This is a genomic window from Fictibacillus gelatini DSM 15865, assembly GCF_000430745.1.
GTDB classification, from domain to species: Bacteria; Bacillota; Bacilli; order Bacillales; family Fictibacillaceae; genus Fictibacillus_A; species Fictibacillus_A gelatini.
The window spans coordinates 164,842-187,559 of record NZ_AUMP01000004.1; the positions used below are offsets into that span (position 1 = coordinate 164,842).

Genomic DNA, 22,718 nt, shown 5'->3' on the forward strand with positions numbered 1-22,718 from the left:
CTTAAGAAGATGAAACAATGCGGAAAAACTTATATTTAATATTTTCCGTATAAGCCGTTGAATCCTCATATCCCCAATATCTCATCCGGCTGTTTGTCGTATGGGCGTTGACAAGCGGCTCACCGACACTGTCTTTTCCTACTACAATCGTCGTATGGTCCCAGCGGCCATCCCCTTCAAAATCATAACAAATCACATCTCCGGGCATTAATTGATGGGCTGAAGAAACTTCTTGCGCCCTTAAGCCTGACCTGGATCCGCTTAAATGCCAGCGAAACGCATTAGCGACCGTCCAGCTAAAACTCCAGTTGTTTTGCCGAAACCACCATCCTTTTGTTCGAATCGTATGATCGGTCATGGGAATTCCTCCAGCATACAAGCATTGGGAAATATAATTCGTACAATCGACATCAAATGCTTTATATGCAGGATTAAATGTATTCCACCATCGCTCAGCATACTTAACAGCCTCCAGCCGATTATATTCGAATTTCCGGTTAAAGGCAGGATCTATTTCCCGATCAATTTTAACCGTTTCTGACGGCTTTCCTTCAGGCGTTATCATCTCATCTGACACCATTACATCATCTATAAAAGTTGCCCTTCTCTCTTGCAATTGCTCTTCAATATAAAAATCAAAACCTTGCCGAATTAAATAACTGTAATGGACTAAATAATCGATCTGTTTCGTTTTTTCGATTGTTTGTTCCCTTAATACCCTTGCCTGAACGTTATTGTTTACAATATTCGCTTTCCGTTCTTCAAGCATTAGCTTTTTCCGCAAAAAACTTTCCCGCTCTCCTTCTTGTAAATAGCCTTCATGCGGTGTATCGGTATGAACCATCCATTCCGTTTGTCTTTGGATGTACTCTTTCAAATCATCAAACCACATAGTAAATTCCCCCGTCTATCATTGGTCATAATACAAACATATGTAAACGGGCAATAAAAAAAGAACCGTCGATTACGGCTCTTACGATGTTTTTTGATTTGATTTTCGTTCAATATTTAATAAAATTTCTTTTTTATCAAGTCCACCGCCATACCCAACGAGTGCGCCATTGCTTCCGATAACGCGATGGCATGGGATGACAATTGGGACAGGATTCTGGTTATTTGCGCTTCCTACCGCTCTTACCGCTTTTGGCGCACCGATGGCCTGAGCAATTTCTTTATAAGAACATGTTGTACCATAAGGAATTTTCCTTAATTGGTCCCAAACCTTTAACTGAAACGGGGTTCCAAACAAATCTAATGGAATATCGAAAGTTTCTAATGCTCCTGAAAAATAGCCCTCAATCTGCTCGATGACGGAGCGTAAACGATTGCCATCATGAATTAGTTCTCCTTTTAAATAATGTTTAGCCATCCATGATTCAAGCGAAGGCAAGTTTTCGTCTAATGTTCCAAACTCAATGCAGCAAACGCCGTTTTCCGTGGCCACAATCGTTAAAGGACCAATTAAGCTTTCCATTTCCTCATAATAGAGTAATGTCTTAATATTACACATAAAAATCCCTTCTTTAGCTCAGGTTAAAATTTCTTTTGCTTAAAGTCACCTTTAATTTTTTTCCTTAATCTCTATAGTAACGAACTTACACCGTCAATGCGATGATTATATTTCGCCTTTTTTCAACATTATTAAACCTTTTTCGATTTCTTTCTGTACATTTGTGTCCATTTCTTTCTTTTTCGCTTCAATTAATTGTTCTTTGATTCCTTCCCCCCCAATTTTACCTAGAGCCCATGCTGCTGTTCCCCGGATGACAGGACGAGGGTCTTCTTTCATCAAGTAAATTAGATCTTCATTTGCAGAGCCCTCTTTGAAATGTGCCAGAGCAATAATCGCATTACGCTGAATCGGTTTTTTTCCTCGCCAGGAACCGGAGATCTGTCCGAACTTTTCTTTGAACTCCTTATTGCTCATCCGAAGAAGAGGTTTTAATAGCGGCTTTGCCAATTCAGGATCAGGTTCCATTTCCGGGTGAAGGTGAAAATCCTTGCCTTTATTCTTTGGACAGACTGTTTGGCATGTATCACAACCATATAGGCGGTTTCCGATTTTGTTTCGATATTCATCCGGGAGAAAATCCTTTGTTTGTGTTAAAAATGCAATACATTTATTCGAGTCAAGCTGCCCGCCTTGAACAAGCGCACCTGTCGGACAGGCTTCCACACATTTATTGCACGTTCCGCACTGATCAACGGCAGGAACATCCGGAGGAAGGGAAAGATTCGTGAGCAATTCTCCTAGATAAACGTAGGAACCAAACTCAGGTGTAATAATGGCACAATTCTTCCCGCTCCATCCAATACCGGCGCGTTCAGCTACTGCCCGATCAGATAATTCGCCCGTATCAACCATCGATTTCACTTTCGCTTCCGGGTATTTTTGAATGATAAAAGCCTCTAAGAGACTGAGCTTTTCCCTTAAAATATAATGATAATCCTTTCCCCAGGAAGCCTTGCAAAAGACTCCTCTTCTCGCACCTTTTATACTTTTAGGAGGATTTTTTATTTTTGAAGGGTACGCTAGCGCAATTGAAATAATCGAGGCGGCACCGTCTAAAAGCAGCTGTGGATTCGTTCGCTTTTCAATATCGCTTTCTTCAAATCCTGATTGGTATCCAAGGTCTTGCTGAATTTTAAGCCGCTCTTTCAACTCATGAAAAACATCGGCAGAAGCAAAACCAATTTTGTCGATGCCAATTTCTTTACTATATGCAATAATTTCTTCTTTCAACTGGGCTCCTGTCATCTTAAGATCCTCCTTTCATATAAAAGTAAATAAACTATAGATTTATGTTAAAATATATACTAACATTTCACATTTGAGGTGAATTAGTAATGGTCGTAATTTCTGATGAAATAAAAGCACGTATACCTGATTTCAAATTGGGAGTGATTCAGTATAATGATATCGTGATTGGAGACTCCCCGCAAATGTTTAAAGGGAGATTCCAATTATTCCTAGAATCTTTAAAACTAGAAAGCCAATCGGTGCAAGACCATGATTCAGTTAGAGAATGGAGAGCCATATTTAAAACGTTAGGCATCGATCCTTCCCGATATCGTCCCTCTTCCGAAGCCCTCCTGAGAAGAGCATATGGTGGCAAAGGGATCGGCTTTGTGAATTCTGCTGTCGATATCAACAACTTCTTTTCTTTAGAATATGGGATCCCTTTAGGCATATATAACGCCGGGAACATTTTCGGCGATATTGAAATACGGTTGGGAAAGGCTAATGATGAATACGAAGGGTTAAACGGCCGTTTAATGAATATGAATGGAAAACTACTTTCTTCGGACAGCTGCGGTGCTTTTGGCAGCCCAATAGTTGACTCGAAACGGACAATGATCAATGATTTGACATCGTCCGCGGTTCATCTTGTTTATGTTCGCCCTTCGATGAATGAAGATGAAGCGAAAAAATTGGTTCAAGCCATCGAAAAAATGTTTATTCAAATTCATGGCGGCCATTCTGAATCGTATATTGTCAAATAAAAAAGTGCAGGGCTTCATGTCAAACGAAGCCCTGCACTAAAACCTACAATACCTTGTTTTTATTATAGTCCCATTTTTCATAAATATAACTATTATTTTTATTTATGTTTTCACCGTTTTGCTTAATTGATTACTATCGTCAACCGAGTACACTTTTCCTTTTTTATCTTTGTAAATGATGTGCTTTTTTTCAAATTTGGTAGGAGAATCGATCCCGCAAGCGGCTGCCAAATTAAATAACCCTGATCGTAGCGATATAACATAATTGCATGTTCGGTATAACTTTTCTTCAATACTCAATGCCTTTTGCAATTTCGGATGGGTTGTCGCCACCCCAACCGGGCAGTTATTCGTATGGCATTGAAGCGACATAATACAGCCCACAGAAATCATAAATCCCCTCGCAACATTTACTAAATCAGCTCCCATCGCAAGCGCGACTGCAATCCGGTCAGGGGTAACCAGTTTACCAGACGCAATAAGTTTGACCCGATCACGGATTTCATATTTCCTCAATAATTCATCGACAATAAGTAAAGCGGATTTAATGGGAAGACCAGCGGAATCAGCCAGTTCTTGATAGGTTGCCCCTGTTCCTCCTTCACCGCCATCCACTGTAATGAAGTCGGGTCCTTTGCCACTATTGGCCATAATAGCGATCATGTTCTCTAACGAATCAATATCACCGACAACGATTTTAATTCCTACAGGCTTTCCTCCGACATCCCTTAGCCTTTCAATGAAGTCAAACATTGTTTCAGGACTATCAAATTCATTAAAGCGGTTTGGACTGTCTACCGTTTTCCACGGTTCAATATTCCGCATTTCAGCAATTTCCGGCGTTACTTTTTCACCATCAACATGCCCGCCTCTCGTTTTTGCCCCTTGAGCTAATTTCAGCTCAAACGCCTTCACCTGTTCAATTTCACTTTTAAGCTTAAATTCTTCCCACGAAAACTGGCCGTCCTTTGTCCGAACACCAAAAAGCCCTGGCCCAATTTGCATGATAATATCGACTCCGCCTTTTAAATGGTATTTCGATAAACCGCCTTCGCCTGTATTCATCCATGTTCCACCGGCTAAACCAAGTCCCCTCGATAAAGCGGTAATCGCCCTGTCCCCGAGGGCGCCAAAGCTCATGGCGGATTGACCAACTAACCCTTTCAGCTTAAAGGGATACTTACATGTCTGTTCGCCGATGATGATCGCCTCGTCATCCGTCAAATAATAGGGGTCTACCTCTACATCTATCCGGTGCTCTTTTCGTTTAAATAAATTTTCATTATCAATTTTGTACACTTTTGTTTTTATTTTTTGGCCGTTATCGATTTTCAACTCTTTCCGCTGTTTTGGAAATAACGTATTTCGGATAAAATAGCCTTCTTCTTCAAAATCTCTCATTGACCCAAAGCCAATCATTCGTTCATTGTATTTTCCAGCCTTTACGATATGCTGATAGTCATTTCGCGAAAAAGGTTTTCCTTCGTTATCATTGTTATATAAATATTGTCGTAGTTCAGGGCCGATTTTCTCAACAATGTACCTTATCTTCCCGAGAACAGGAAAATTTCTTAGCACGGAATGCTCTTCTTGTCTTGAATCTACGTAATACATCCATAAAATAAATCCAGCTGGAATAAAAATAACGAGAGCTAAAATGACAATTACGCTAATGACAAGATACCCTGTAACAGTCATAACATGCCTCCTTCAATTTTCGAACGATATTCAAAAAGCTATTGTTCCACCCTATGTAAAAACTTTTTTACTAGACCTGCTTGTTTTTAAAAGATCCGCACTTACTATTCAATGCCCTAAATTAAAGGAAGCAAAACATGGGTAAAATAAAAAAGACCCTCAACGATCTCGTCAAAGGTCTTTGGTCCTATGTAAATGGTACCAGTGGTGGGAGTCGAACCCACACTCCCGAAGGAACACGATTTTGAATCGTGCCGAAAAAGATTACCGTTTACTATACGTTCGGAGATACGAGATATCAACGCTTGTTCGTTTTCGATGTTCCTAGCGTCGATTCATTGCGTACGATTGTCCGAAATTGCGTTTGTCGTTATTATACCGATTATTTTCTTTATACGCAATTATAAAAAACTAAAAAAACTACCTTATGCTGGTAGCTCGGGTTAATTATATAAGCATTTTTAAATGGTTAAGCCCTGTTGAATTGCTTGGTAAAAAGCTTGTGGATGATAAAACTCTATATCTTCTATTAAAGCTAAGTGCGATTCATTAGTAACATAAGTTTTCACATTAAATATACTTGGATCACTTGAAATTACATATTTAACTTTCGCTTCGATCGCACATTCAATGAACATTTTATCATCCGGATCCGAGCAAGAAGGAAAACTTACTTGAGGATTAACCTTATTAGAGTGAAAAATGAAAGATGAGATTTTGCGTAAGATTGGTTTTGGGTTTTTGTTAGCTTGTTCCGCGACAATAATACCTGTAACCGTTAATTCCCTGGCCATTTCTTCAGACATAGCAAGTTGAAGAGTACCGTCAATAATTTTGTCAACAATATACGTTGGTTCCGTATGTCTTTTAAAAAGGCCTTTGATAATTGTACTAGTATCAACAACAATTATCATAATAGCTTTGAAATTTTCCTAGCGTGTTTAATGATAAAGTCTAGATTTTCATCCTCAAAAAAACCTGGTTTTTCGCATTCTATGTCTTCCCCAATGACTCTTAATTCGCTAACAACAGAATGTAACTCTTCGCATTTTGCATCTCTAATTGTTTCTTTCACTTTTTCAGCAATAGCCATGTTAAAATCCTCCTCCCAATGATTTTCCATAGCTTATCCTCCTCATTATAAGTTATTTAATCACCTCATTACAAGTATTTCTTAATCTTTTTATGGGTATACTTCCCTTTTCATTAGTATTTAACACATTCTATGCTGAAACGTAGAAACAATGACTTTCATTGTATGATAAAAAAGCAGCCCCCGTAAAGGAGCTGCCCGTTATTTTAAGCGCCAGCCATGCCGGCCTGCTCGATTTCGTCCGCTATTACCTCGATTAACTTTCTCGCGGTATGTCGGTCAGTAGGTCCACCGTTAATATTAATGCTGCTGATGTTTAACGTAACCCCGCCGTTACCTCCTCGCTGGTAAGCGTCAGCTTCCACTTTCGTTAATACGCGTTCACCTTTATGCACATTCGCCGAGTAACCATCGTAAGGGACGCGAGAAATACCGCCGTGGTGCGACATTCTGTCGGGAGCGTCCAATGCGCCACCCGCTCGAATAATTCTAGGCGGATTAATACCGGATTGCCCCCAGTCGACTTTCGGCACGATCGGAATATTAACACCGGGAATCTTATTAATCATACGGATCATTCCGTTGATTCCGTCAATTATGAAGTTAACGGCTTTTGCCGCTGCCCGTTTAATGCCTTCCCACACCGAATCCATTTTAGCTTTTACTTTATCCCAGTTTTTATAGAGGTACACCCCGGCTTTAATCAACGCTCCAATAGGACCGAGTAATGCGAGAATAATCGATTTAAGGAAGCCCATTTTGTTCCAGAGCGCAACCGCCTTACTCTTTACCGTGTCCCAATTCCGATATAGAAGAACGCCAATCGCGATTACTGCCGCAATGGCAGCTACAATCCACGTCGCAGGACACGCCCACATCGCTGTATTCATCGCCCATTGACCGACTGCCGCGGCCGCCATAGCTGCACGGAATCCGTTAATTAATTGTGTAATCGTTTGAACAATAGTCAACGCGGCCATCCCGGCTTTAAACGCAACAACAGCTGTAGTTACGCCAACTATAGTTTCACGAATTAACGGCCAGTTTTGCGTTATGAAATTGAAAACGCCTGTAGCTAAATCTAAAGCGGTTTGGAAGGCGGTTTTAACCTTTTCACCAAACGATTGAATGTCTTTTGGAGATAATTTCGCAATAAAATCCGCAACTCTATTTGCCGCATCTTTAATAACCGGCATTAGTGGCGTTAGTACGGCGATTTGTAACGTTTCTAACGCGCCTTTAAACTGTTCAACCGCACCCTTTGCGTTGTTCATTTTTTCTCGGGCGACTTCGAGTACCGTTACCTTCCCCATCTCGGCGTACATCTCTTTAACGCCTTTTGCGCCAGCTTTAAAGAGAATATTGCCAGCCCGGATCGCGTCACTACCGAATAATTCTCTTAAGGCAGCGGCTCTTTCTTTTGGATTTAATTTATCCAACGATGTCCTTAAGACATCTGCAACACCGGCAAGGCCTTTTACCTTACCCTGTGCATCAAAAAAGCGGTTTGTTCCGTCCTTTGTTATTATACCGAGGTCACGCATTAGCCCCACTTGTTTCTTAGTTTGCGGTTGTAACCCCATTAACATCGTCTTAAACGAAGTACCCGCATCAGATCCGCTCAACGAATGGTTAGAAAACAACGCAATTGCTGCGCTTGTATCCTTAAGCGACATTCCTATTCCGGCAGACACCGGTCCGACCGCCGCAAGTCCGTATTTCAAGTCGACCATATCCGCTGCCGACGCGTTGGCCGCACCCGCTAAAATATCGGCAACTTGCGCGGCTTTTAACCCGTCCTCGCGAAATCCGTTTAGCGAGTTGGCCATTAATGATGCGGAGTCAGCTAGGTTCATTCCTCCCGCGGTCGCAAGGTTTAAAGCCGCTTCGAGACCCCCGGCTTTAATCGTCGCGGTAGACATTCCAGCTTTCGCTAACTCTTCAATTGCTTGTGAGGCTTCCATCGCGCTATATTTCGTTTTTGCACCGGCCTGGATCGCTAAATTGGACATCGACTTCATTTCGCTGTTTGACATCCCCGTTAGTGCCTTTATACTCGACATTTGCTCTTCAAAGTCCATCGCTTTTTTGGCGGACGAGAACGCTAAACTAACGCCCGCCGCAGCCGTTGTTACTAACCCGAGATGTTTAACCACTTCGAAAGATGCGCTTTTCATCTTATTTAAACTTCGAGTGGCATTACGCATTCCGCTTGAAAACCCCGCGTCGTTTAAACGCAGTGCCGCTGTTAAATTAAACGCCATTTATATCCCTCCTCTCTATTGCAGAAATTAGTTTTACGATTGCTGAGATTAACCGCAAAAGCCGTCTAGTTTGCTTTTGTGTTGGTTTGCCATCACGTAATGATCGACGAAATTGTTTTAAAAATTTAACGACATTAACGCCTAATAGCTTCAGTTCCGCGTCGTCTTGTCGGCTTTTAAAGTCGTTGCCTATTTCGGATAGTTCGTCTAATTCAGCTATAAAATCGTTGTAGTCGCGCTTACCAGCTAAAATGTCTTTTACGATAAAAAGCAACTCACCAAAACGGTTAGCTTTTGTTGCGTAGTAATTCATCCCATCACCTCCGTCCGTTTCCGACATAAATAAAAAAAGCGACCTTTTGGCCACCTTCATTTAAACTTCGTTTTTTGATCCGCGTTGTGCGTTATTAAAAAAAGCCAAGACACGGTTTTTCATCTTTACATACTTTGCCGCAGCTTCCGGCGTTTTGTACCACTCGGCTTGCATATAAAGGGACGCAAGATCGTCGAGACTCACGCGTATTTTGGATACGTCTATAGTGTTTAAATCGACTCCTGCCGCCCTTTGTACCACATTGTCGTCCTTGTCGATTGTCATAACGTCATTCACATTAACTCTCATTATTCATTTCCCCCGTTCAATAAATTTTTTATCGTTGCATAAAGCACCTTATTTTCGACACTTCCGTTCATCTTCGCTAATTCCGCCGCTTTTTCTAAATCACTCTTCGTAACATCACCCGCAGCCACTTTTCGAGTAAGGTCTTCGCGAAGCAACCGACGATCGATATGCGCCGTTTTATCGGCCTCTCGGGCTTCGAATCGGTCTTTTTGAATGGCATAACGAACCTGTGCCGATTCGTCTTCCGGGTTATCTTCGGCAAACTGACGTAATTCGTCTAAGTGAGAATCGCTAAAAGAGTGAACAAATGGAAACTCTTCGTTGAAATGCGTTGATAACTGCGTCTGGTATTCGTTTTTTGCTTCTGCATATACCGCCATCTTTGATGGGTTCCCGCGTGCCCGCAACTTTAGTTGTTCGAGTTCGGATTCGTGAATTAAGTGATCCATTTATTTGACCTCCATTAAATCTAATTTCCTTTTCTTCGTAACCCGTAATCGGAGTAGACTTAAAACCCTTTCTACTAATGAGTGAGGGGTTTTTTGTACAAATTCTGGAAGGTCATCGTATTTCGGCGCTTTAGCCTGTTGTTTAATCATTGCACTTTCGAGTTTTGTTCGGTTAAGAATTTATCACGTATAACTACGTACCTTTTACACTTTTGAATTATATTTTCGGGATCGTCTATAAAACTATCCGCAGCGTTTCTATAAGCTTTAGCTACGTCCTCATAAGTCGCTGATAAGTTCGATGCGTCAATATCTGAAACGTCTGTTCCGGCTGTTTTTACGATACCATCATCGCCGGTTATTACGTATTTCTTGCTCGGGGTTAAATGAATTCCTAACATAATTATTTCTCCTTCCTTCGTGCTTGCGCTAATTTCGCAACAGAATTACCTGACATATCTATTTCACCAGTTAGTTGATAAAGCATGACATAAGGCGGTAATGAACCTTCGAGAGCCGCCTTTTGGTCTTTCTCGAGCACGCCCAAGTGAATGTTATTAAGGGAATCGAATAACATCGGATTAGGAAAGGAAAAACGCTCTGAATATTCCTTACCCGCCTCCGCATTACACCGCACAAACTCTTCATGTAGTTCCCGAGCTTCACGTTTTAACTGGCCGAGATCATTTAAAAACAGTAAGTATTGCGCACTCAATTCCGGAAGTTTCGCCCAAAGTTCATTTGCCGATCGCGATAACTTATTCATCTCACGACTGTAACCCTTTTCGAGTTCCGCGAGTTGTTCCACTAACACAGACTTTTTACGATCTTCTATCGCCTTGATACGAGTGTCCAATTCGTCCAGTTTCGATTTTAAGTCAGCAGACTTCCGTTTTAACTTCGGTAACTCACTTACCTTTGCTCCTTCGTCTCCTACCGCGTCAGCGATGATAATACTTTCGTACTGTTGTTCAACGGAAGCCCATTCACGCTTAACCGATTCACGCTCGTTTTGTAAGTCCGTAAGTTTACTTTCGATTTTTTCTACACGTTTCTTAAACAAATCGATCTCTTTATAAGTTTTCATGTGATACTCTCCTTTTTATATAAGACTCATTTCTTTTACTTCCGTTAAAAGAGGAAGGCACTTTCGATTGGAATAACCGCCGATTATCAACTAACACACGGTTAATCTCGTTTTCGCGGCACCACTCACCAAGCGCATGGACATCAAACCCTTTAGCTTGTAAGATTTCGAGAATTGTCGTAGCACTTCGCCCGTTAAATCGGCTACTATCGTTACAACGACGTTTGTTCCGGCGTCTGTTTCGCTTACGAACGGAACTATAATTACCGTTTGATTTTCGTTCATCCATCTAACCTACCCTCTTTCTTCGTTTTGATCGGAAATCTAGCCATAATCTCGGGATCTGCTGATTGATGGTCCGCAATGACCAATCAGAGCCGAACGTAAATAATCGCGTTTCTTTACCGTCCTTTACTTTCACGACAATAACCTTTTCGCCGGGGTAATCGCGCCCGGGAACGCAAAACATAACTTGTAATCTCGACTTGTTTCTCAATCTAATCTCCCTTTGAATGACGTTTTAAAGTGCAATTTTACGGGTTCGGGTATAAACACCTTACACCCCTGATTTTTGCGTTTTTATAATGCTAAAAACCCGCGTCATTAGTAGGTTTTTAGAATCCTAAAGCGTCACGTCTTTGTCTATCTCGGTACTCCCTGTTTCGTTTGTTCCGTTTTATCCTCGCTTGTTCGTCTGAACATGAACCGCAATATTTCTGTCGGTTACTTGACCGTTTGATTGACCGGCCACATTCTTCGCAATAATCGTCAATCGATTCTTTTTCGTCTTTGATGCCGAATAATTCACGGTATTCCTTTTCGAGTTTCGGTTCGCCAGGTAACACCGATCGCACAAAGTAAGGACAGACATTACCGTTAGATTCCGATTCGTAAAACAATGCACATCGACCACCAACAGTTACATGACATCCATTTTGGCCAGTGAAGTTTGCGCAATTAGATCGTGCTAAGCGAAGCGTCCGCGATTTTACCGATTGCAGTTTACGTTGATTCATCGGCTACACCTCCCTTAACGGACATAAAAAATACACCCCATTTTGCGGTGTTGTTCGTAGCTTAACGTTTGAATTCGTGATAAATACTTTTAATTCTTGATAATTTAGAATCCGTTAAATCTAACTCGGTTACCAATCGATTGATGAGACGTTCGGTAAATCGGCGTTTTCCTTTTAAAATATTGTTGATATGCGCATCAGACACACCTAACAGCGCGCCTAGATCAACAAGCGTGTAACCATAAACCTCTTTGATTTCTTGTAAATCAGTAACCGTTAGTGTCATTTCAACACCTCCTTTTGTTAGTAAATACTAGCTTTTTGGTCAAAATAAAAAAGCCTCGGACAACCAGGCATTAAGTCCGAGGCTTCTTCTCATCATATAATATAATATACTGCAAAACGTGACACTTATTTTAATCGTTTCTTTATTCTGCTTATTCGCTGACGGACTAATTCTGGACTCTCTCCAAGTTTACTTCCTAAATAGGTTTTCTTTATAATGGCACCTCCAAATAAATCGCAAGTATACGAAGTTAAATCATTGGACCTTATGTCATTTTCGACAACCGATAAAGCTCTTTCCATAAAACGTACTTGCTCAGTGGTTAAGAGTGGTTTTATTTCTGACCATTTCTGATCTACTTCAAGAATTGCAAATACCGGGTTTTCATGGAATGTCTTTTTCACTACCCTTTTACCAGTCTTTCTTCTCACCCTTGTTAGTCCACTTGCTTGTAACATAAGGTCAGCATACTTAGAGTCAAAAGCGCGGTTAATGTACTTAATGATTTCAGTCGATGTCCGTGTCGAGTCAACTTTATTTAATGCAAATTCCAACGATTCTTTTATAATCGGATCCAATTCCTTACGAATTTCTCGCACTTTTTCTTGAACTTCTTTTTCAATCTTTTCAAACCGTTTTAACGTATAGTCAAATTCCATGAAATCACAATGTTCCATCTTGCGCTTAATGAAATCGTAATTAACTCTTAAGCTTTCGAATAATTTAGGCTCCAAAATAAAATAAGATAGATAATAGTCATTCTTATAAATTCTGCCTTCAAATTTAACTCCTAAATCATAGTAAATAACTGATAATAAACGTTGAAAGTTCCGCCAATAATACATATTCCCAGAACGAAGTGTTTTTGAGTACCTTAATACCTTTTCACGCTTAGAGCGAATGTGCGTTGCGATATAATCAAAGTCTGATTCCGGATTATCAAATACGTCAATAACCTCAGATCGCGAAAGTATAGCTTTTACTAGAAAATCGTCCTGGTTTATTTGGAATTGTCTTATACTCTCTTTGAAATCCCTCATCCAATCCCCCTAAATTTCGTAATTAGCCCAAGCCTTCAATAATGACCGCATTCGGCTAGAAGGCAAATATAGTTTGATCGGTTCGCCGTTTCGAATTCTCGACCGCCATATCCATTGAAGTAGTTCGGAAACCGCGAGAAGATCCTCGTTTACTGTTACACCATTGTCTTGAAAAAACGGTTTTTCAAATGCCGGGTTCATGAATCGATTGTAAGCATAAATAAGGACGGATCTGTCAGCGTAGTCATTAGTCGCACGCATATTCATCGGTATAAACCCTTTTGTATAACCTTTTCCTTGTAAAAATGGCTTTACTGATTGCAAAGTCGTCCATAAAACATCTTTTGTCTTAGCATTAGCAACTCTTCGAACATATGATGTAATACTTTTTTGAATTTCTTGTAACTCTTCCGCCTCTTTTCGATCAAGCCAACGCGTTGAAAAAGCTGTTCTTCCCTCACCGTGTCGATTGTGGTCACCCTCATATAAGTCAATTAGCGCAAATAACTCTTTTCTATTGTCTCCAAAACGATCATACTCAACTAACTCGCCGTCTTTAATACTGTTTAACTGGTATTCTATATTGTAAAGATCAAAATAATAACGTTGTATCTGAGCGTCGAATAAATAAGTCATTACATAAACATTATCGAAAGTTCTGAAAATCCTGGGCGGGAATGCCCATATTAAAAAACGGTCGCGATGATAAAAAAGGTTTCCAGCTTTTGCTAATAGTTTGATGTCATCAAAACGTCCGTATTCATATTCGACTGCTGGAGCTATCCACTCAACACGGTTATCTCTAATTTTGATATACCCTTTTTCGAGCAACAACCGCATATCTGACGGAGAAACAGAGGCTTTCTCGATGACGTCCATTACCTCATCGAGAATTAACGTATAATTCGATGACTCTAGTAATTCGATTAACTCGTCATCTGCCATTTCGAAAAGTGCGTGAGTGGCGGCGATGTTTTCGCCATTTTCAATTTGTTTTTTAAGACTGGTTAACTTACGACCGCCTTCGGCTGCCTTAGTCGGTTGTACGAATTTCCTACTTTTCACCGTTTTAATGACGCGCTCTACCTCTGAAAGGAAGGGCGCTATATAAATGAATTTTTCGTCTAACGGTGTATTTTCGATTTTATTTAACGCCCATGTCGTCTTACCTGCGCCCATGACTGCGTCAATCACTTGAACTTTCTCCATCAGTTCCTCTCCCCTCCACCAATCAATTCCGAGTATATTTGTCGGAAATAACCCTTAAACCGTACACTTTTTCGTATATCCCCTATAAGGAAATCGCAGAAAAACCTTGATATATCAACGGTTTCAGACGACGGCGTGCACTTTTGTTGTGCACATCGATTGTCTGAGCGACATAACGGGCTAACGCCCGGCCTTCCTCATTTCATTCGTCGGCGATATGTATTTACCGCGATAATCATTTCAGCATACATAATCGCGAAAATGTAATGATATGTGCCGGACCGATAGGGACGGTATGTTTTATCTTTTCTTCATTTTACCACATAATTCCGAATTAGCGTACAAGTGTTCACGTTAATAAATAAGGCCAGCGTCTTCCTAAACGGCCCTATACGCAACCCGAAGCGTTGCCGCACCTCGACCTCCGTAAAGGGTCGCGCGCTGTTAACCGTGAGCGGGCGTGCCCTTGCCACCGACACGCCGACTAGCGGATGCCTGCGTTTATTCAAATTAAATCGAACTGTATATCATCGTTCATTTTAACGATCGTATTTCGGAATAAATCGTAAGCGCTCATTCGCTTCATTTTCGCGATAAACGATACAACCAACGGTACAACGTCCTTTCCTGCGGTGTTTCCGATGACCATGCTGCCACCCGACTGTTTAAAAACGTCCGGCGAATCCGTCGGCTGGACTTCGACCAGTAGTACAGTTCCGTCTTTTTCCGCGATAACTGCCGTGTGTTCATCGATTAAAAACCCGTCGTACTGAATAAACTCCGCTACCATGTCATACATAACGATCACTTTTTTCATATTTCTGCGCCTCCAATTTTAATTTTTGATTGTACGTGGTCAAACGCTTTAAACGATTCCTGCGACGCTCGCCTAACGGTTGTGCTTGCGCCTCACGATACTTGCGGAAGTCATTCCTTCGACCCTCCCATTAAATCGAAATCGACGTCAGCCCATCCAAACTTCGGATAAAGCACTTCGGTTAACAGCTGCCATCCGTTGAGTCCTGCGAGCCAGTCGTAAAGTTCGCCCGCCTTCTCTTCCGTTAATTTACCGCGCCAACGTTCTTTTAACGTGATACCGGACGTTCCGTCAGATACAACGAGTTTTTTGTCCGTGTTGGGCCACGTTATCTTTACGAGTGCGACATGTCCGTTGTCGGATTGATAAATTGCGTGTGTGTAGCCGATTGCAAAACCGTGCTCGATTTCGTATGGTTCGTCGTCCGGGTCCCAGTCTTTAAGTGGAAAATAAATCTGTACGGGTTCGATGAAACGTGGTCCGCCCCCATCTATCGGTTCTAATGACATTTGCATGTCCTCCTTTATTTACGAATTTCGTAATCGATACTTTGATTATAATTACGTTTTTCGTAATTGTCAACAAAATAATTACTAATTTCGTAATTTTTCTGTTATTATTAAGTTAGAGGAGGGCAGAATGGTTATGGTTATTGTTCACTGTAGATTAAAAGAATTGTTGGAGGAGCGAAAAATGGAGCAGAAAGAATTGGCTTCATTAACTAAAATAAGGGAAGCGACTATTTCAGAAATGTGCAGAAATATCAATAAAACTTTTCCGCGACATATCGTTGAAAAAATTGCTGACGCGCTTGAACTTAATGACATAAATGAGTTAATTACTTTTGAACATAAATAAAACGCCCCAATTAAAGGGCGTCTTTCTTTTGCGTTTTAACCTCGTCAATCCATCGCAAGAACTCCGTATTATTCTTTATTTCTCGATTTAGTCTTACGATATTCTTCCCGGCCTTTACCGCCCCTAACGCACAATACACCGCCCCGGCGACGAAAATTAACGGCAACATTCCGATCACCCGACCTTTTGCATTAGTTCCGCGACACTGGTGCTTTGTAGAATCCGGAATGGTTGCGGTTCAACGTCGTATTTGTACGGGCTGACGATCCACACGTTAGGAAAGTACCGTTTGTCTTTTGGCTGCCAGCTTGCGTCTTTCCATAGTTCCGAGTCGAAATAGTTACGGTATCTTTGTATTTTTGCGTCCATAACCTTTTTTGAGTACACATTACGTTGGATCTCGATGTAGAACGGCGCGCCCTGCCATATCATAAACGCGTCGGGTTCAGACGTCCCTTTGGCGCCTAGCTTCGGTTCAACTACGAATTGTTTAGGCTCCGCGTACTTCCGTAGCTCTTTGTAAAACTCAACGATCGCAAGAAAATGCGGTATTTTAGTTGATTCTTTTTTTACCGGTCGTGGCGCAGGAAAATAAAGATACGGTATCCTTTGCGTATCAACCTCTACGTATCCGTCACGGCGCAACCTTTTTAAAACGGTATTGCATGAGGTTACCGGCTGCTTAAGGTTAGCGAAATGCAAGTCGATAATGTCATCGCGACTCATAACCCGAAACCGTTGTAAGTAGTCAATGATCGCTTTATCGCGGGCTTTCATCGTTAAACCCCTCCCAGTTGAATAAGTCTTTGAAGTTTTCCGGGCTGTCACTTAAATCGTTCGTTATCGAAGAGTCCGTCTGTACTTTCGCAACTTTAAACGGTTCTAACAGTTTCTTTGCGCGGTCTGATTCGAGTAAAACGCCTTGCAAACACTCGGTCGCCTCGAGTTTAAGATAAAACCGTCCTTTTTCCGTCACCTTAATATCGGCGGCTTCTTTACTGCCGAGCGCAATGTTTGAATTGATACGGTCAGACGCTCGGAAAGCCATGCGTACAACCAAATTGCTTTTGAGCCTGCCGCTGATTACTTCACGATCCGCCCGTTGCATGGAAAGCACCAGGTACACGCCAAGCGCCCGGCCGATTGCCGCAATTTCATCGATTATCGCCATCGAATCAGCTTCGTCCTTTATCATCGATACCTCATCGATTACCAATACGATATACGGCTCCTTTTGACCGCTCAACTCTGCGATATGGTGTAGTTCGTTGTCTGCGAGTAACTTACCTCGGCGCCTCATTTCGGATTGAATCACCTTCAAAACTTCGTACAAGTCGCTCGGGTCCGTTATAATGTCGCCTTTTACCGCACCAACCCGTTTGAACAAAAATAACTCCGATTGCTTCATATCGCATAAGTACAACTGCAGTTCGTCGGCTGTCTTCTCCTGTATCAACGCGGTCAAAATGGCTCTTAACTGCGTTGACTTACCGCTACCTGTTTCGCCGGAAATTAAAAGGTGCGGATGTTCCGTCATGTCGTACGTTACGAGTTCACCGCGGCCATTAACGCCGGCCAGTATTGGTACGCGCTTGTTACCGAACGCTTCGCTTATTTGCGCAAAGTCATAGCGGTAATTCGATGATTGCTTGCGGTCATAAACGTTAAGTACGAATTTTTTATTATTGCGTTCGAGTTCGATTGCCATGCCGTATTTGTTCTCAAATAGCCATCGCTTTTTTTCGATGTCAGCCGGGTTTAAACCGAGTGGTACGGTAAAGACGTACTCTACTCGCCCGGGTAACGGCCTTATCGAATGGATTTTCGGAAAAATACGTATGTCGTCCTTGCCTATTTTTTTCTTAAGGTAAATTTGGCCAGCGCGGAATGTTTTTATCAACTCAATACGTAAAAATAATCGCCTCAATACCACGCTCCGCTCCCTCCCTTCGCTACGCTACTTTTTAAACAATTTTAGTTTTTCTTTAATAACGGTAAATTTCACTTGTACTTTACTGATAATAAAAACGCGGTAACTAACTCATTTATTATCAATTTAGCTTTCGAATTTTTTACCGTGATAGATACCTATGCAGGACCACTTGTCTAACTTTCACAATTTTTTGCGATAGGTTTGTATATTTTTGTGAAAGAGGGACAAGACTGTTAACGCCGAATAATATAAACGAGGTGTTTAACGTGTTCAGTTTTAAAAAGAGAACGAAACTAGGACGGTTTTTAGATCGGAATGGATTAACGCAAGAGGAATTAGTAAAACAATCAAGAGTTAGTCGTAACACCGTGAGCAAATTGTGTTCAGACGAGGAATACACGCCGAATGTCTCGACAATGAGAAAAATACTTAACGCAATACGGAAGATCGATCCATCGATAAAATCGGATGATTTTTGGGATATGTAAAAATATGTAATTATGAGTTTATTTTCGGTGTGCGAATTTAAAATGCACTTGTTGTAGCGGTACGAGGGGGTGGTGGGGGTGTGTACCCCCTCCCTGCTAAAAACAAGAACATATATTCGCTAACAACATTCATTCAATCGTTTAATTTTATACAGTTTATTCATTCTTTATTCAAAAATTAGTTTACATAATGCTAATTTTCGGAATCAATATAAACTCACAGACGTTGAATTGACGCGGTTTCTAACAATCCCTTTAATTTCCGATTATACACAATTTTATACATCGTTAATTTGTCGGGCTTTGTAGCGTTAGGCCTGCCGGAAAGGCTCCGCATATCTTGCATATATTTAAACAGGTGAAACGTATACATTTTACGCATAAGCTATCACCTCACTCCGAAAATTTTCGAGGGGGCTTCCGTCGGAGCCGTGCGGTTAGTGAATTCATACAAATTGTATACGAATGTAACTCACTGTAACTAATATAAAGTAAGTTACTTCTATTATACACATCCATTGGTGGGTAGGGTTACACTACGGTAAACCACTCGTTGGTACCGCCAGTTTTAAATTCGATGCCTAGCGATTCTATTTCCTCGTAGTACTTATCGTCTAGTTTGCGATCCATCACACCGTAGAAGTACGCAAAGGGATTACGTACCCTTCCCGTCTTGTATGTGCGTATCATTTGCTTAAAAGCATTTATGGCGACGTCTAAAACTGTCTGGTCATCGAATGCTTTATGTGCGCATATCTTAGCCATACGCCAGTACTCTTCGATAGTCTTTGCGTTATCCCAAAACGTAGACACTAGGTGGGTGAAAGCGTTTGGTACACGATCACTTGTAAACGAAGAATCTAACGTTATTTTAGTTTTATGTATTAAGGTTTCTTTGCAATCCGTATCCTTTTCCGCCTTACTCTCGCTAGGACTTTCGCTAACCGGACGACTGGACACTTTCGCCTGGTCACACGCTTGAATCACGCAAATGTCATAACCACGGCCGCCGCGTTCCCGAATGGTCGGAATACGTTTGATAGCACCGATCTCTTCTAACGTTTTTAGCGCTCGCCTAACGGTTTTCTCCGATTTATCGATTAACTTTGCGAGTGTGGCCGCCTTTAACCAGGACACGCCGATCACAACGCAAGAATAACGGCTAATCGTCTTAAGCACGGTTACGGCCGTCTTATTAAGTTGCTGCGCATTGTAATATAAATGTTGACGGACAGCTTCGTTAAGTTCCGCGATCGATTCGAACGACTGGTGTTCACGATATTCTTCATACGCCCATTGCACGTTAACCCCTCCGGATTGACCGAAGAAAAAGCATACCGAATAAACTTGAAAAATCCTAAATTTTCAAGTAAGATAATTATAAACAAACAGTATCGGTCCGCGTTGGCAGACGCGGGCTTTTTCTTTCGTCTTTTTATTTAAGATTTTTTAATGGTGAAAAACTCTTATGCTTGTCCCTTACTTCATTGCTGTAAAGGTTTACATAAGTACGAACCATATCCATCGTTGTATGTCCTAAAATTTGTTGCAATTCGAAAATGCCAGCGCCATTCTGAACACTCATTTTCGCGAAGGTATGCCTAAATGTGTGACAACTACAACGAACATCGTCTATATCCGCCTCACGCCCATAGTGCGTTATTCTGCTTTGTAACTGGCGTTTAGTTAACGGTGTGTTATCGATCGTAACAAATAGCGCGTCAGTCTCCAAAACGCCTCTAATTGCGATATATTTCCTTAACTGATCTTTCATTTTCGATTGAAACGGTACAAGGCGCTCTCTTTGCCCCTTTGCGTTTCTAATTAATAACTGCGAATCTTCCCAACGTATATCACTTAACGTTATGCCTACAAGTTCATTCGCCCTAATGCCGGTTTCTAGCAAAAGCATGAGTATTGTTAGGTCACGTACACCTATAAACGTTTTTAGATCCGGTTGCCTAAATAACTTTCTAATTTGGTTTTTAGAAAATGTTGCGATGACACCTTTTCGCTGTCGTAATAACGCAACTTCATCAAACGGATTTTGCGGAATGTACTTTTCTTTACGAAGAAAATTAAAGAATGCTCGAATGGCGCGTAACCTCGTATTGATGCTAACGACCTTCGCCCCTTGTTTGTCCTTCATATAACGAATTACATTTTCTTTTATAATGTCTGCCGTTATTTCAGCGGGCTTAGTCGTTATGTCTTGCGCCTCAAGTATCTTTCGGAATGTGGTTAATTCATTGCGGTAGTACTTTATCGTGTGGTCACGCAAATTCCGTAAATTACAATCGTCTAAAAAGAGTTCGAGTAATTCGTCAAACTCGTATTTGTCCGATCGTATAGTTCCACGTAACTGCGCTAATTGTTTCGAGGATAATTCGTTACGACGTCTTGCCATCATTGCGCCTCCAATCGAATAGATTGAACGCAGCATCGCGTACGATTCAACGCACACGATTTTTCGGCTTAAATCGTACGTAATGGGCAAAATAAAAACGACCTCCATCGAAACGGAGATCGTTGATATCATCGTATTTCTCAACGTATGTAAATGGTACCAGTGGTGGGAGTCGAACCCACACTCCCGAAGGAACACGATTTTGAGTCGTGCGCGTCTGCCAATTCCGCCACACTGGCATATTAATTAATAAGCTACATATATTCAAAAATGGTGCCGAGGGCCGGACTCGAACCGGCACGGTAGTCACCTACCGCAGGATTTTAAGTCCTGTGTGTCTGCCAATTCCACCACCCCGGCATGGGGAATATATGTATTGGAGGCGGCACCCGGATTCGAACCGGGGGATAAGGGTTTTGCAGACCCGTGCCTTACCACTTGGCTATGCCGCCAAAACATGATGGAGCGGAAGACGGGATTCGAACCCGCGACCCCAACCTTGGCAAGGTTGTATTCTACCACTGAACTACTTCCGCAAATAAATTGGCTGGGCTAGCTGGATTCGAACCAACGCATGACGGAGTCAAAGTCCGTTGCCTTACCGCTTGGCTATAGCCCAAAAATATGGGGCGACTGATGGGAATCGAACCCACGAATGTCGGAACCACAATCCGATGCGTTAACCACTTCGCCACAATCGCCATATGGCAGGGGCAGCAGGAATCGAACCCACACCAAAGGTTTTGGAGACCTTTGTTCTACCTTTAAACTATGCCCCTATTATCAATAGGAAAATAAATGGTGGAGGGGGACGGATTCGAACCGCCGAACCCTGAGGGAGCGGATTTACAGTCCGCCGCGTTTAGCCACTTCGCTACCCCTCCGTTTGAGACAAATACTATTTTACAAGATATTTATTCATTTTTCAAGAAGAAATTTTTATCACTTCTTGAAAGAAACAGTGATTGATGGTGCCGACTAGAGGACTTGAACCCCCAACCTACTGATTACGATTCAGTTGCTCTACCAATTGAGCTAAGTCGGCGAAGCAATAATGATGTTCAACCAATACCGTTGTCTCTTCCTCTGCAAGCAGTTACTTTGCAGCAGCCTGCGTCGAGACAAGTCGTAGCACAATCGAAGAAGTAATGCTCCTTGCTCTATCAATTGAGCTAACTCTGCTCAAAATGGTGGCTCGAGACGGAATCGAACCGCCGACACGAGGATTTTCAGTCCTCTGCTCTACCGACTGAGCTATCGAGCCAATTGATTTAATATTAAAAATAACTTTTAGAAATGGCGGACCCGACCGGGATCGAACCGGCGATCTCCTGCGTGACAGGCAGGCATGTTAACCACTACACCACGGATCCATTATGTATAAATTCTTTTTGGTTGCGGGGACAGGATTTGAACCTGCGACCTTCGGGTTATGAGCCCGACGAGCTACCAGACTGCTCCACCCCGCGATGATATTTCGTATATATGGTGGAGGATGACGGGATCGAACCGCCGACCCCCTGCTTGTAAGGCAGGTGCTCTCCCAGCTGAGCTAATCCTCCAATATTGAAATGGTGACCCGTACGGGATTCGAACCCGTGTTACCGCCGTGAAAGGGCGGTGTCTTAACCGCTTGACCAACGGGCCATTATTTAATGGCGGAGAGCAAGGGATTCGAACCCTTGATACGGGGTTGACCGTATACACGATTTCCAATCGTGCTCCTTCGACCTCTCGGACAGCTCTCCAATGGCTCCACAGGCAGGACTCGAACCTGCGACCGATCGGTTAACAGCCGATAGCTCTACCACTGAGCTACTGTGGAATAATGAAGCCTGGCAGCGTCCTACTCTCACAGGGGGAAGCCCCCAATTACCATCGGCGCTGAAGAGCTTAACTTCCGTGTTCGGTATGGGAACGGGTGTGACCTCTTCGCCATCGCCACCA

At 42.1% G+C, this 22,718-nt stretch carries 27 protein-coding genes, 17 tRNA genes and 1 rRNA gene; 3 read left to right on the forward strand and 42 right to left on the reverse strand.

Features of this window, described 5'->3' with window-relative positions; genetic code table 11:
- Window position 1: 1 nt before the first annotated feature.
- From H538_RS23395 to queG, 3 genes are all read right to left on the reverse strand, one after another.
- A complete protein-coding gene (locus tag H538_RS23395; RefSeq protein WP_245595207.1) occupies window positions 2–892 on the reverse strand; it encodes an amidase domain-containing protein in 891 nt (296 codons plus the stop codon).
- 81 nt (window positions 893–973) lie between these two features.
- Window positions 974–1,510 carry a methylated-DNA--[protein]-cysteine S-methyltransferase gene (locus H538_RS0108200; protein ID WP_026677208.1) on the reverse strand — a complete coding sequence of 179 codons (537 nt, stop codon included), beginning with the start codon at window positions 1,508–1,510 and terminating at the stop codon, window positions 974–976.
- A gap of 105 nt (window positions 1,511–1,615) precedes the next feature.
- The gene (gene queG, locus H538_RS0108205; protein ID WP_026677209.1) at window positions 1,616–2,758 is read right to left on the reverse strand and encodes a tRNA epoxyqueuosine(34) reductase QueG; all 1,143 of its coding nucleotides are present in this window, start codon (window positions 2,756–2,758) and stop codon (window positions 1,616–1,618) included.
- Between the two features lie 89 nt (window positions 2,759–2,847).
- Here queG and H538_RS0108210 point away from each other — a divergent pair, with 89 nt between their 5' ends.
- On the forward strand, window positions 2,848–3,504 hold the full coding sequence (locus H538_RS0108210; protein WP_026677210.1) for a B3/B4 domain-containing protein: 657 nt from the start codon (window positions 2,848–2,850) through the stop codon (window positions 3,502–3,504).
- Between the two features lie 102 nt (window positions 3,505–3,606).
- Here H538_RS0108210 and H538_RS0108215 read toward each other — a convergent pair whose 3' ends face one another.
- From H538_RS0108215 to H538_RS0108290, 17 genes are all read right to left on the reverse strand, one after another.
- Window positions 3,607–5,202, reverse strand: a complete 1,596-nt coding sequence (locus H538_RS0108215; protein ID WP_026677211.1) for an FMN-binding glutamate synthase family protein — start codon at window positions 5,200–5,202, stop codon at window positions 3,607–3,609.
- A 196-nt stretch (window positions 5,203–5,398) separates the two neighbouring features.
- A tRNA-OTHER gene (locus H538_RS26045) sits at window positions 5,399–5,488 on the reverse strand.
- Window positions 5,489–5,663: 175 nt separating this feature from the next.
- Window positions 5,664–6,116, reverse strand: a complete 453-nt coding sequence (locus tag H538_RS0108220; RefSeq protein WP_026677212.1) for a putative toxin-antitoxin system toxin component, PIN family — start codon at window positions 6,114–6,116, stop codon at window positions 5,664–5,666.
- Window positions 6,113–6,295 carry a hypothetical protein gene (locus tag H538_RS0108225; RefSeq protein ID WP_154657928.1) on the reverse strand — a complete coding sequence of 61 codons (183 nt, stop codon included), beginning with the start codon at window positions 6,293–6,295 and terminating at the stop codon, window positions 6,113–6,115. The genes H538_RS0108220 and H538_RS0108225 overlap by 4 nt, the downstream gene beginning before the upstream one ends.
- A gap of 206 nt (window positions 6,296–6,501) precedes the next feature.
- The gene (locus tag H538_RS25055) at window positions 6,502–8,559 is read right to left on the reverse strand and encodes a phage tail tape measure protein (RefSeq protein WP_026677214.1); all 2,058 of its coding nucleotides are present in this window, start codon (window positions 8,557–8,559) and stop codon (window positions 6,502–6,504) included.
- Window positions 8,549–8,872: a hypothetical protein gene (locus H538_RS0108235; protein WP_026677215.1), complete on the reverse strand. Its 324-nt coding sequence runs from the start codon at window positions 8,870–8,872 to the stop codon at window positions 8,549–8,551. Before H538_RS0108235 ends, H538_RS25055 begins: the two co-directional genes overlap by 11 nt.
- Before the next feature lie 60 nt (window positions 8,873–8,932).
- Window positions 8,933–9,181, reverse strand: a complete 249-nt coding sequence (locus H538_RS0108240) for a hypothetical protein (protein ID WP_026677216.1) — start codon at window positions 9,179–9,181, stop codon at window positions 8,933–8,935.
- Entirely contained in the window at window positions 9,181–9,630 is a 450-nt protein-coding gene (locus H538_RS0108245; RefSeq protein ID WP_026677217.1) for a hypothetical protein, read from the reverse strand. The genes H538_RS0108240 and H538_RS0108245 overlap by 1 nt, the downstream gene beginning before the upstream one ends.
- Before the next feature lie 146 nt (window positions 9,631–9,776).
- Window positions 9,777–10,031, reverse strand: coding sequence for a hypothetical protein (locus H538_RS0108250; protein WP_026677218.1), 255 nt, complete (start codon window positions 10,029–10,031; stop codon window positions 9,777–9,779).
- Between the two features lie 2 nt (window positions 10,032–10,033).
- Window positions 10,034–10,717 carry a hypothetical protein gene (locus H538_RS0108255; protein WP_026677219.1) on the reverse strand — a complete coding sequence of 228 codons (684 nt, stop codon included), beginning with the start codon at window positions 10,715–10,717 and terminating at the stop codon, window positions 10,034–10,036.
- A 289-nt stretch (window positions 10,718–11,006) separates the two neighbouring features.
- Entirely contained in the window at window positions 11,007–11,213 is a 207-nt protein-coding gene (locus tag H538_RS26050) for a hypothetical protein (protein ID WP_154657929.1), read from the reverse strand.
- Between the two features lie 118 nt (window positions 11,214–11,331).
- Window positions 11,332–11,733: a hypothetical protein gene (locus tag H538_RS0108265; protein WP_026677221.1), complete on the reverse strand. Its 402-nt coding sequence runs from the start codon at window positions 11,731–11,733 to the stop codon at window positions 11,332–11,334.
- A gap of 61 nt (window positions 11,734–11,794) precedes the next feature.
- Window positions 11,795–12,019 carry a helix-turn-helix domain-containing protein gene (locus H538_RS0108270; protein WP_026677222.1) on the reverse strand — a complete coding sequence of 75 codons (225 nt, stop codon included), beginning with the start codon at window positions 12,017–12,019 and terminating at the stop codon, window positions 11,795–11,797.
- Window positions 12,020–12,144: 125 nt separating this feature from the next.
- Window positions 12,145–13,059 (reverse strand): hypothetical protein, encoded by a 915-nt coding sequence (locus tag H538_RS0108275; RefSeq protein WP_026677223.1) that lies wholly within the window; start codon window positions 13,057–13,059, stop codon window positions 12,145–12,147.
- Between the two features lie 9 nt (window positions 13,060–13,068).
- Complete coding sequence (locus H538_RS0108280) at window positions 13,069–14,268, reverse strand: hypothetical protein (RefSeq protein ID WP_026677224.1); 1,200 nt, start codon at window positions 14,266–14,268, stop codon at window positions 13,069–13,071.
- Between the two features lie 505 nt (window positions 14,269–14,773).
- Window positions 14,774–15,085 carry a hypothetical protein gene (locus H538_RS0108285; protein ID WP_026677225.1) on the reverse strand — a complete coding sequence of 104 codons (312 nt, stop codon included), beginning with the start codon at window positions 15,083–15,085 and terminating at the stop codon, window positions 14,774–14,776.
- 110 nt (window positions 15,086–15,195) lie between these two features.
- Complete coding sequence (locus H538_RS0108290; RefSeq protein ID WP_026677226.1) at window positions 15,196–15,594, reverse strand: hypothetical protein; 399 nt, start codon at window positions 15,592–15,594, stop codon at window positions 15,196–15,198.
- 130 nt (window positions 15,595–15,724) lie between these two features.
- On the opposite strand from H538_RS0108290, the gene H538_RS0108295 reads away from it, so the two are divergent.
- The gene (locus H538_RS0108295; protein WP_245595208.1) at window positions 15,725–15,943 is read left to right on the forward strand and encodes a helix-turn-helix domain-containing protein; all 219 of its coding nucleotides are present in this window, start codon (window positions 15,725–15,727) and stop codon (window positions 15,941–15,943) included.
- Window positions 15,944–15,953: 10 nt separating this feature from the next.
- Here the strand turns inward: H538_RS0108295 and H538_RS26055 are convergent, their stop codons facing one another.
- Genes H538_RS26055 through H538_RS23405 form a run of 3 tightly spaced genes read right to left on the reverse strand, consistent with a single transcriptional unit; the run spans window position 15,954 to window position 17,876 of the window.
- Window positions 15,954–16,112, reverse strand: a complete 159-nt coding sequence (locus H538_RS26055; protein WP_154657930.1) for a hypothetical protein — start codon at window positions 16,110–16,112, stop codon at window positions 15,954–15,956.
- Between the two features lie 5 nt (window positions 16,113–16,117).
- Entirely contained in the window at window positions 16,118–16,720 is a 603-nt protein-coding gene (locus H538_RS0108305; RefSeq protein ID WP_026677228.1) for a replication-relaxation family protein, read from the reverse strand.
- Complete coding sequence (locus tag H538_RS23405; protein ID WP_051291393.1) at window positions 16,704–17,876, reverse strand: FtsK/SpoIIIE domain-containing protein; 1,173 nt, start codon at window positions 17,874–17,876, stop codon at window positions 16,704–16,706. Before H538_RS23405 ends, H538_RS0108305 begins: the two co-directional genes overlap by 17 nt.
- 266 nt (window positions 17,877–18,142) lie before the next feature.
- On the opposite strand from H538_RS23405, the gene H538_RS25470 reads away from it, so the two are divergent.
- Window positions 18,143–18,364 carry a helix-turn-helix transcriptional regulator gene (locus H538_RS25470; RefSeq protein ID WP_154657931.1) on the forward strand — a complete coding sequence of 74 codons (222 nt, stop codon included), beginning with the start codon at window positions 18,143–18,145 and terminating at the stop codon, window positions 18,362–18,364.
- 531 nt (window positions 18,365–18,895) lie between these two features.
- Here H538_RS25470 and H538_RS0108320 read toward each other — a convergent pair.
- From H538_RS0108320 to rrf, 19 genes are all read right to left on the reverse strand, one after another.
- Window positions 18,896–19,666 (reverse strand): helix-turn-helix domain-containing protein, encoded by a 771-nt coding sequence (locus H538_RS0108320; RefSeq protein WP_026677229.1) that lies wholly within the window; start codon window positions 19,664–19,666, stop codon window positions 18,896–18,898.
- Window positions 19,667–19,799: 133 nt separating this feature from the next.
- Window positions 19,800–20,903 carry a tyrosine-type recombinase/integrase gene (locus H538_RS0108325; RefSeq protein ID WP_081412610.1) on the reverse strand — a complete coding sequence of 368 codons (1,104 nt, stop codon included), beginning with the start codon at window positions 20,901–20,903 and terminating at the stop codon, window positions 19,800–19,802.
- Between the two features lie 22 nt (window positions 20,904–20,925).
- Window positions 20,926–21,010: transfer RNA gene (locus tag H538_RS0108330), tRNA-Leu, on the reverse strand.
- A gap of 32 nt (window positions 21,011–21,042) precedes the next feature.
- Window positions 21,043–21,131 (reverse strand) — tRNA-Leu (locus tag H538_RS0108335).
- Between the two features lie 17 nt (window positions 21,132–21,148).
- Window positions 21,149–21,223, reverse strand: a tRNA-Cys gene (locus H538_RS0108340).
- 9 nt (window positions 21,224–21,232) lie between these two features.
- Window positions 21,233–21,307, reverse strand: a tRNA-Gly gene (locus H538_RS0108345).
- An 8-nt stretch (window positions 21,308–21,315) separates the two neighbouring features.
- Window positions 21,316–21,390, reverse strand: a tRNA-Gln gene (locus H538_RS0108350).
- A gap of 6 nt (window positions 21,391–21,396) precedes the next feature.
- A tRNA-His gene (locus tag H538_RS0108355) sits at window positions 21,397–21,472 on the reverse strand.
- A gap of 4 nt (window positions 21,473–21,476) precedes the next feature.
- Window positions 21,477–21,550 (reverse strand) — tRNA-Trp (locus H538_RS0108360).
- 20 nt (window positions 21,551–21,570) lie between these two features.
- Window positions 21,571–21,655 (reverse strand) — tRNA-Tyr (locus H538_RS0108365).
- 85 nt (window positions 21,656–21,740) lie between these two features.
- A tRNA-Thr gene (locus H538_RS0108370) sits at window positions 21,741–21,816 on the reverse strand.
- Window positions 21,817–21,959: 143 nt separating this feature from the next.
- Window positions 21,960–22,035: transfer RNA gene (locus tag H538_RS0108375), tRNA-Phe, on the reverse strand.
- Between the two features lie 33 nt (window positions 22,036–22,068).
- Window positions 22,069–22,144 (reverse strand) — tRNA-Asp (locus tag H538_RS0108380).
- 19 nt (window positions 22,145–22,163) lie between these two features.
- Window positions 22,164–22,240 (reverse strand) — tRNA-Met (locus tag H538_RS0108385).
- 17 nt (window positions 22,241–22,257) lie between these two features.
- Window positions 22,258–22,333 (reverse strand) — tRNA-Val (locus H538_RS0108390).
- Between the two features lie 10 nt (window positions 22,334–22,343).
- A tRNA-Glu gene (locus H538_RS0108395) sits at window positions 22,344–22,418 on the reverse strand.
- 9 nt (window positions 22,419–22,427) lie between these two features.
- Window positions 22,428–22,519, reverse strand: a tRNA-Ser gene (locus H538_RS0108400).
- Window positions 22,520–22,521: 2 nt separating this feature from the next.
- Window positions 22,522–22,596 (reverse strand) — tRNA-Asn (locus tag H538_RS0108405).
- A gap of 8 nt (window positions 22,597–22,604) precedes the next feature.
- Window positions 22,605–22,718, reverse strand: a 5S ribosomal RNA gene (gene rrf / locus H538_RS0108410); the annotation flags it as partial.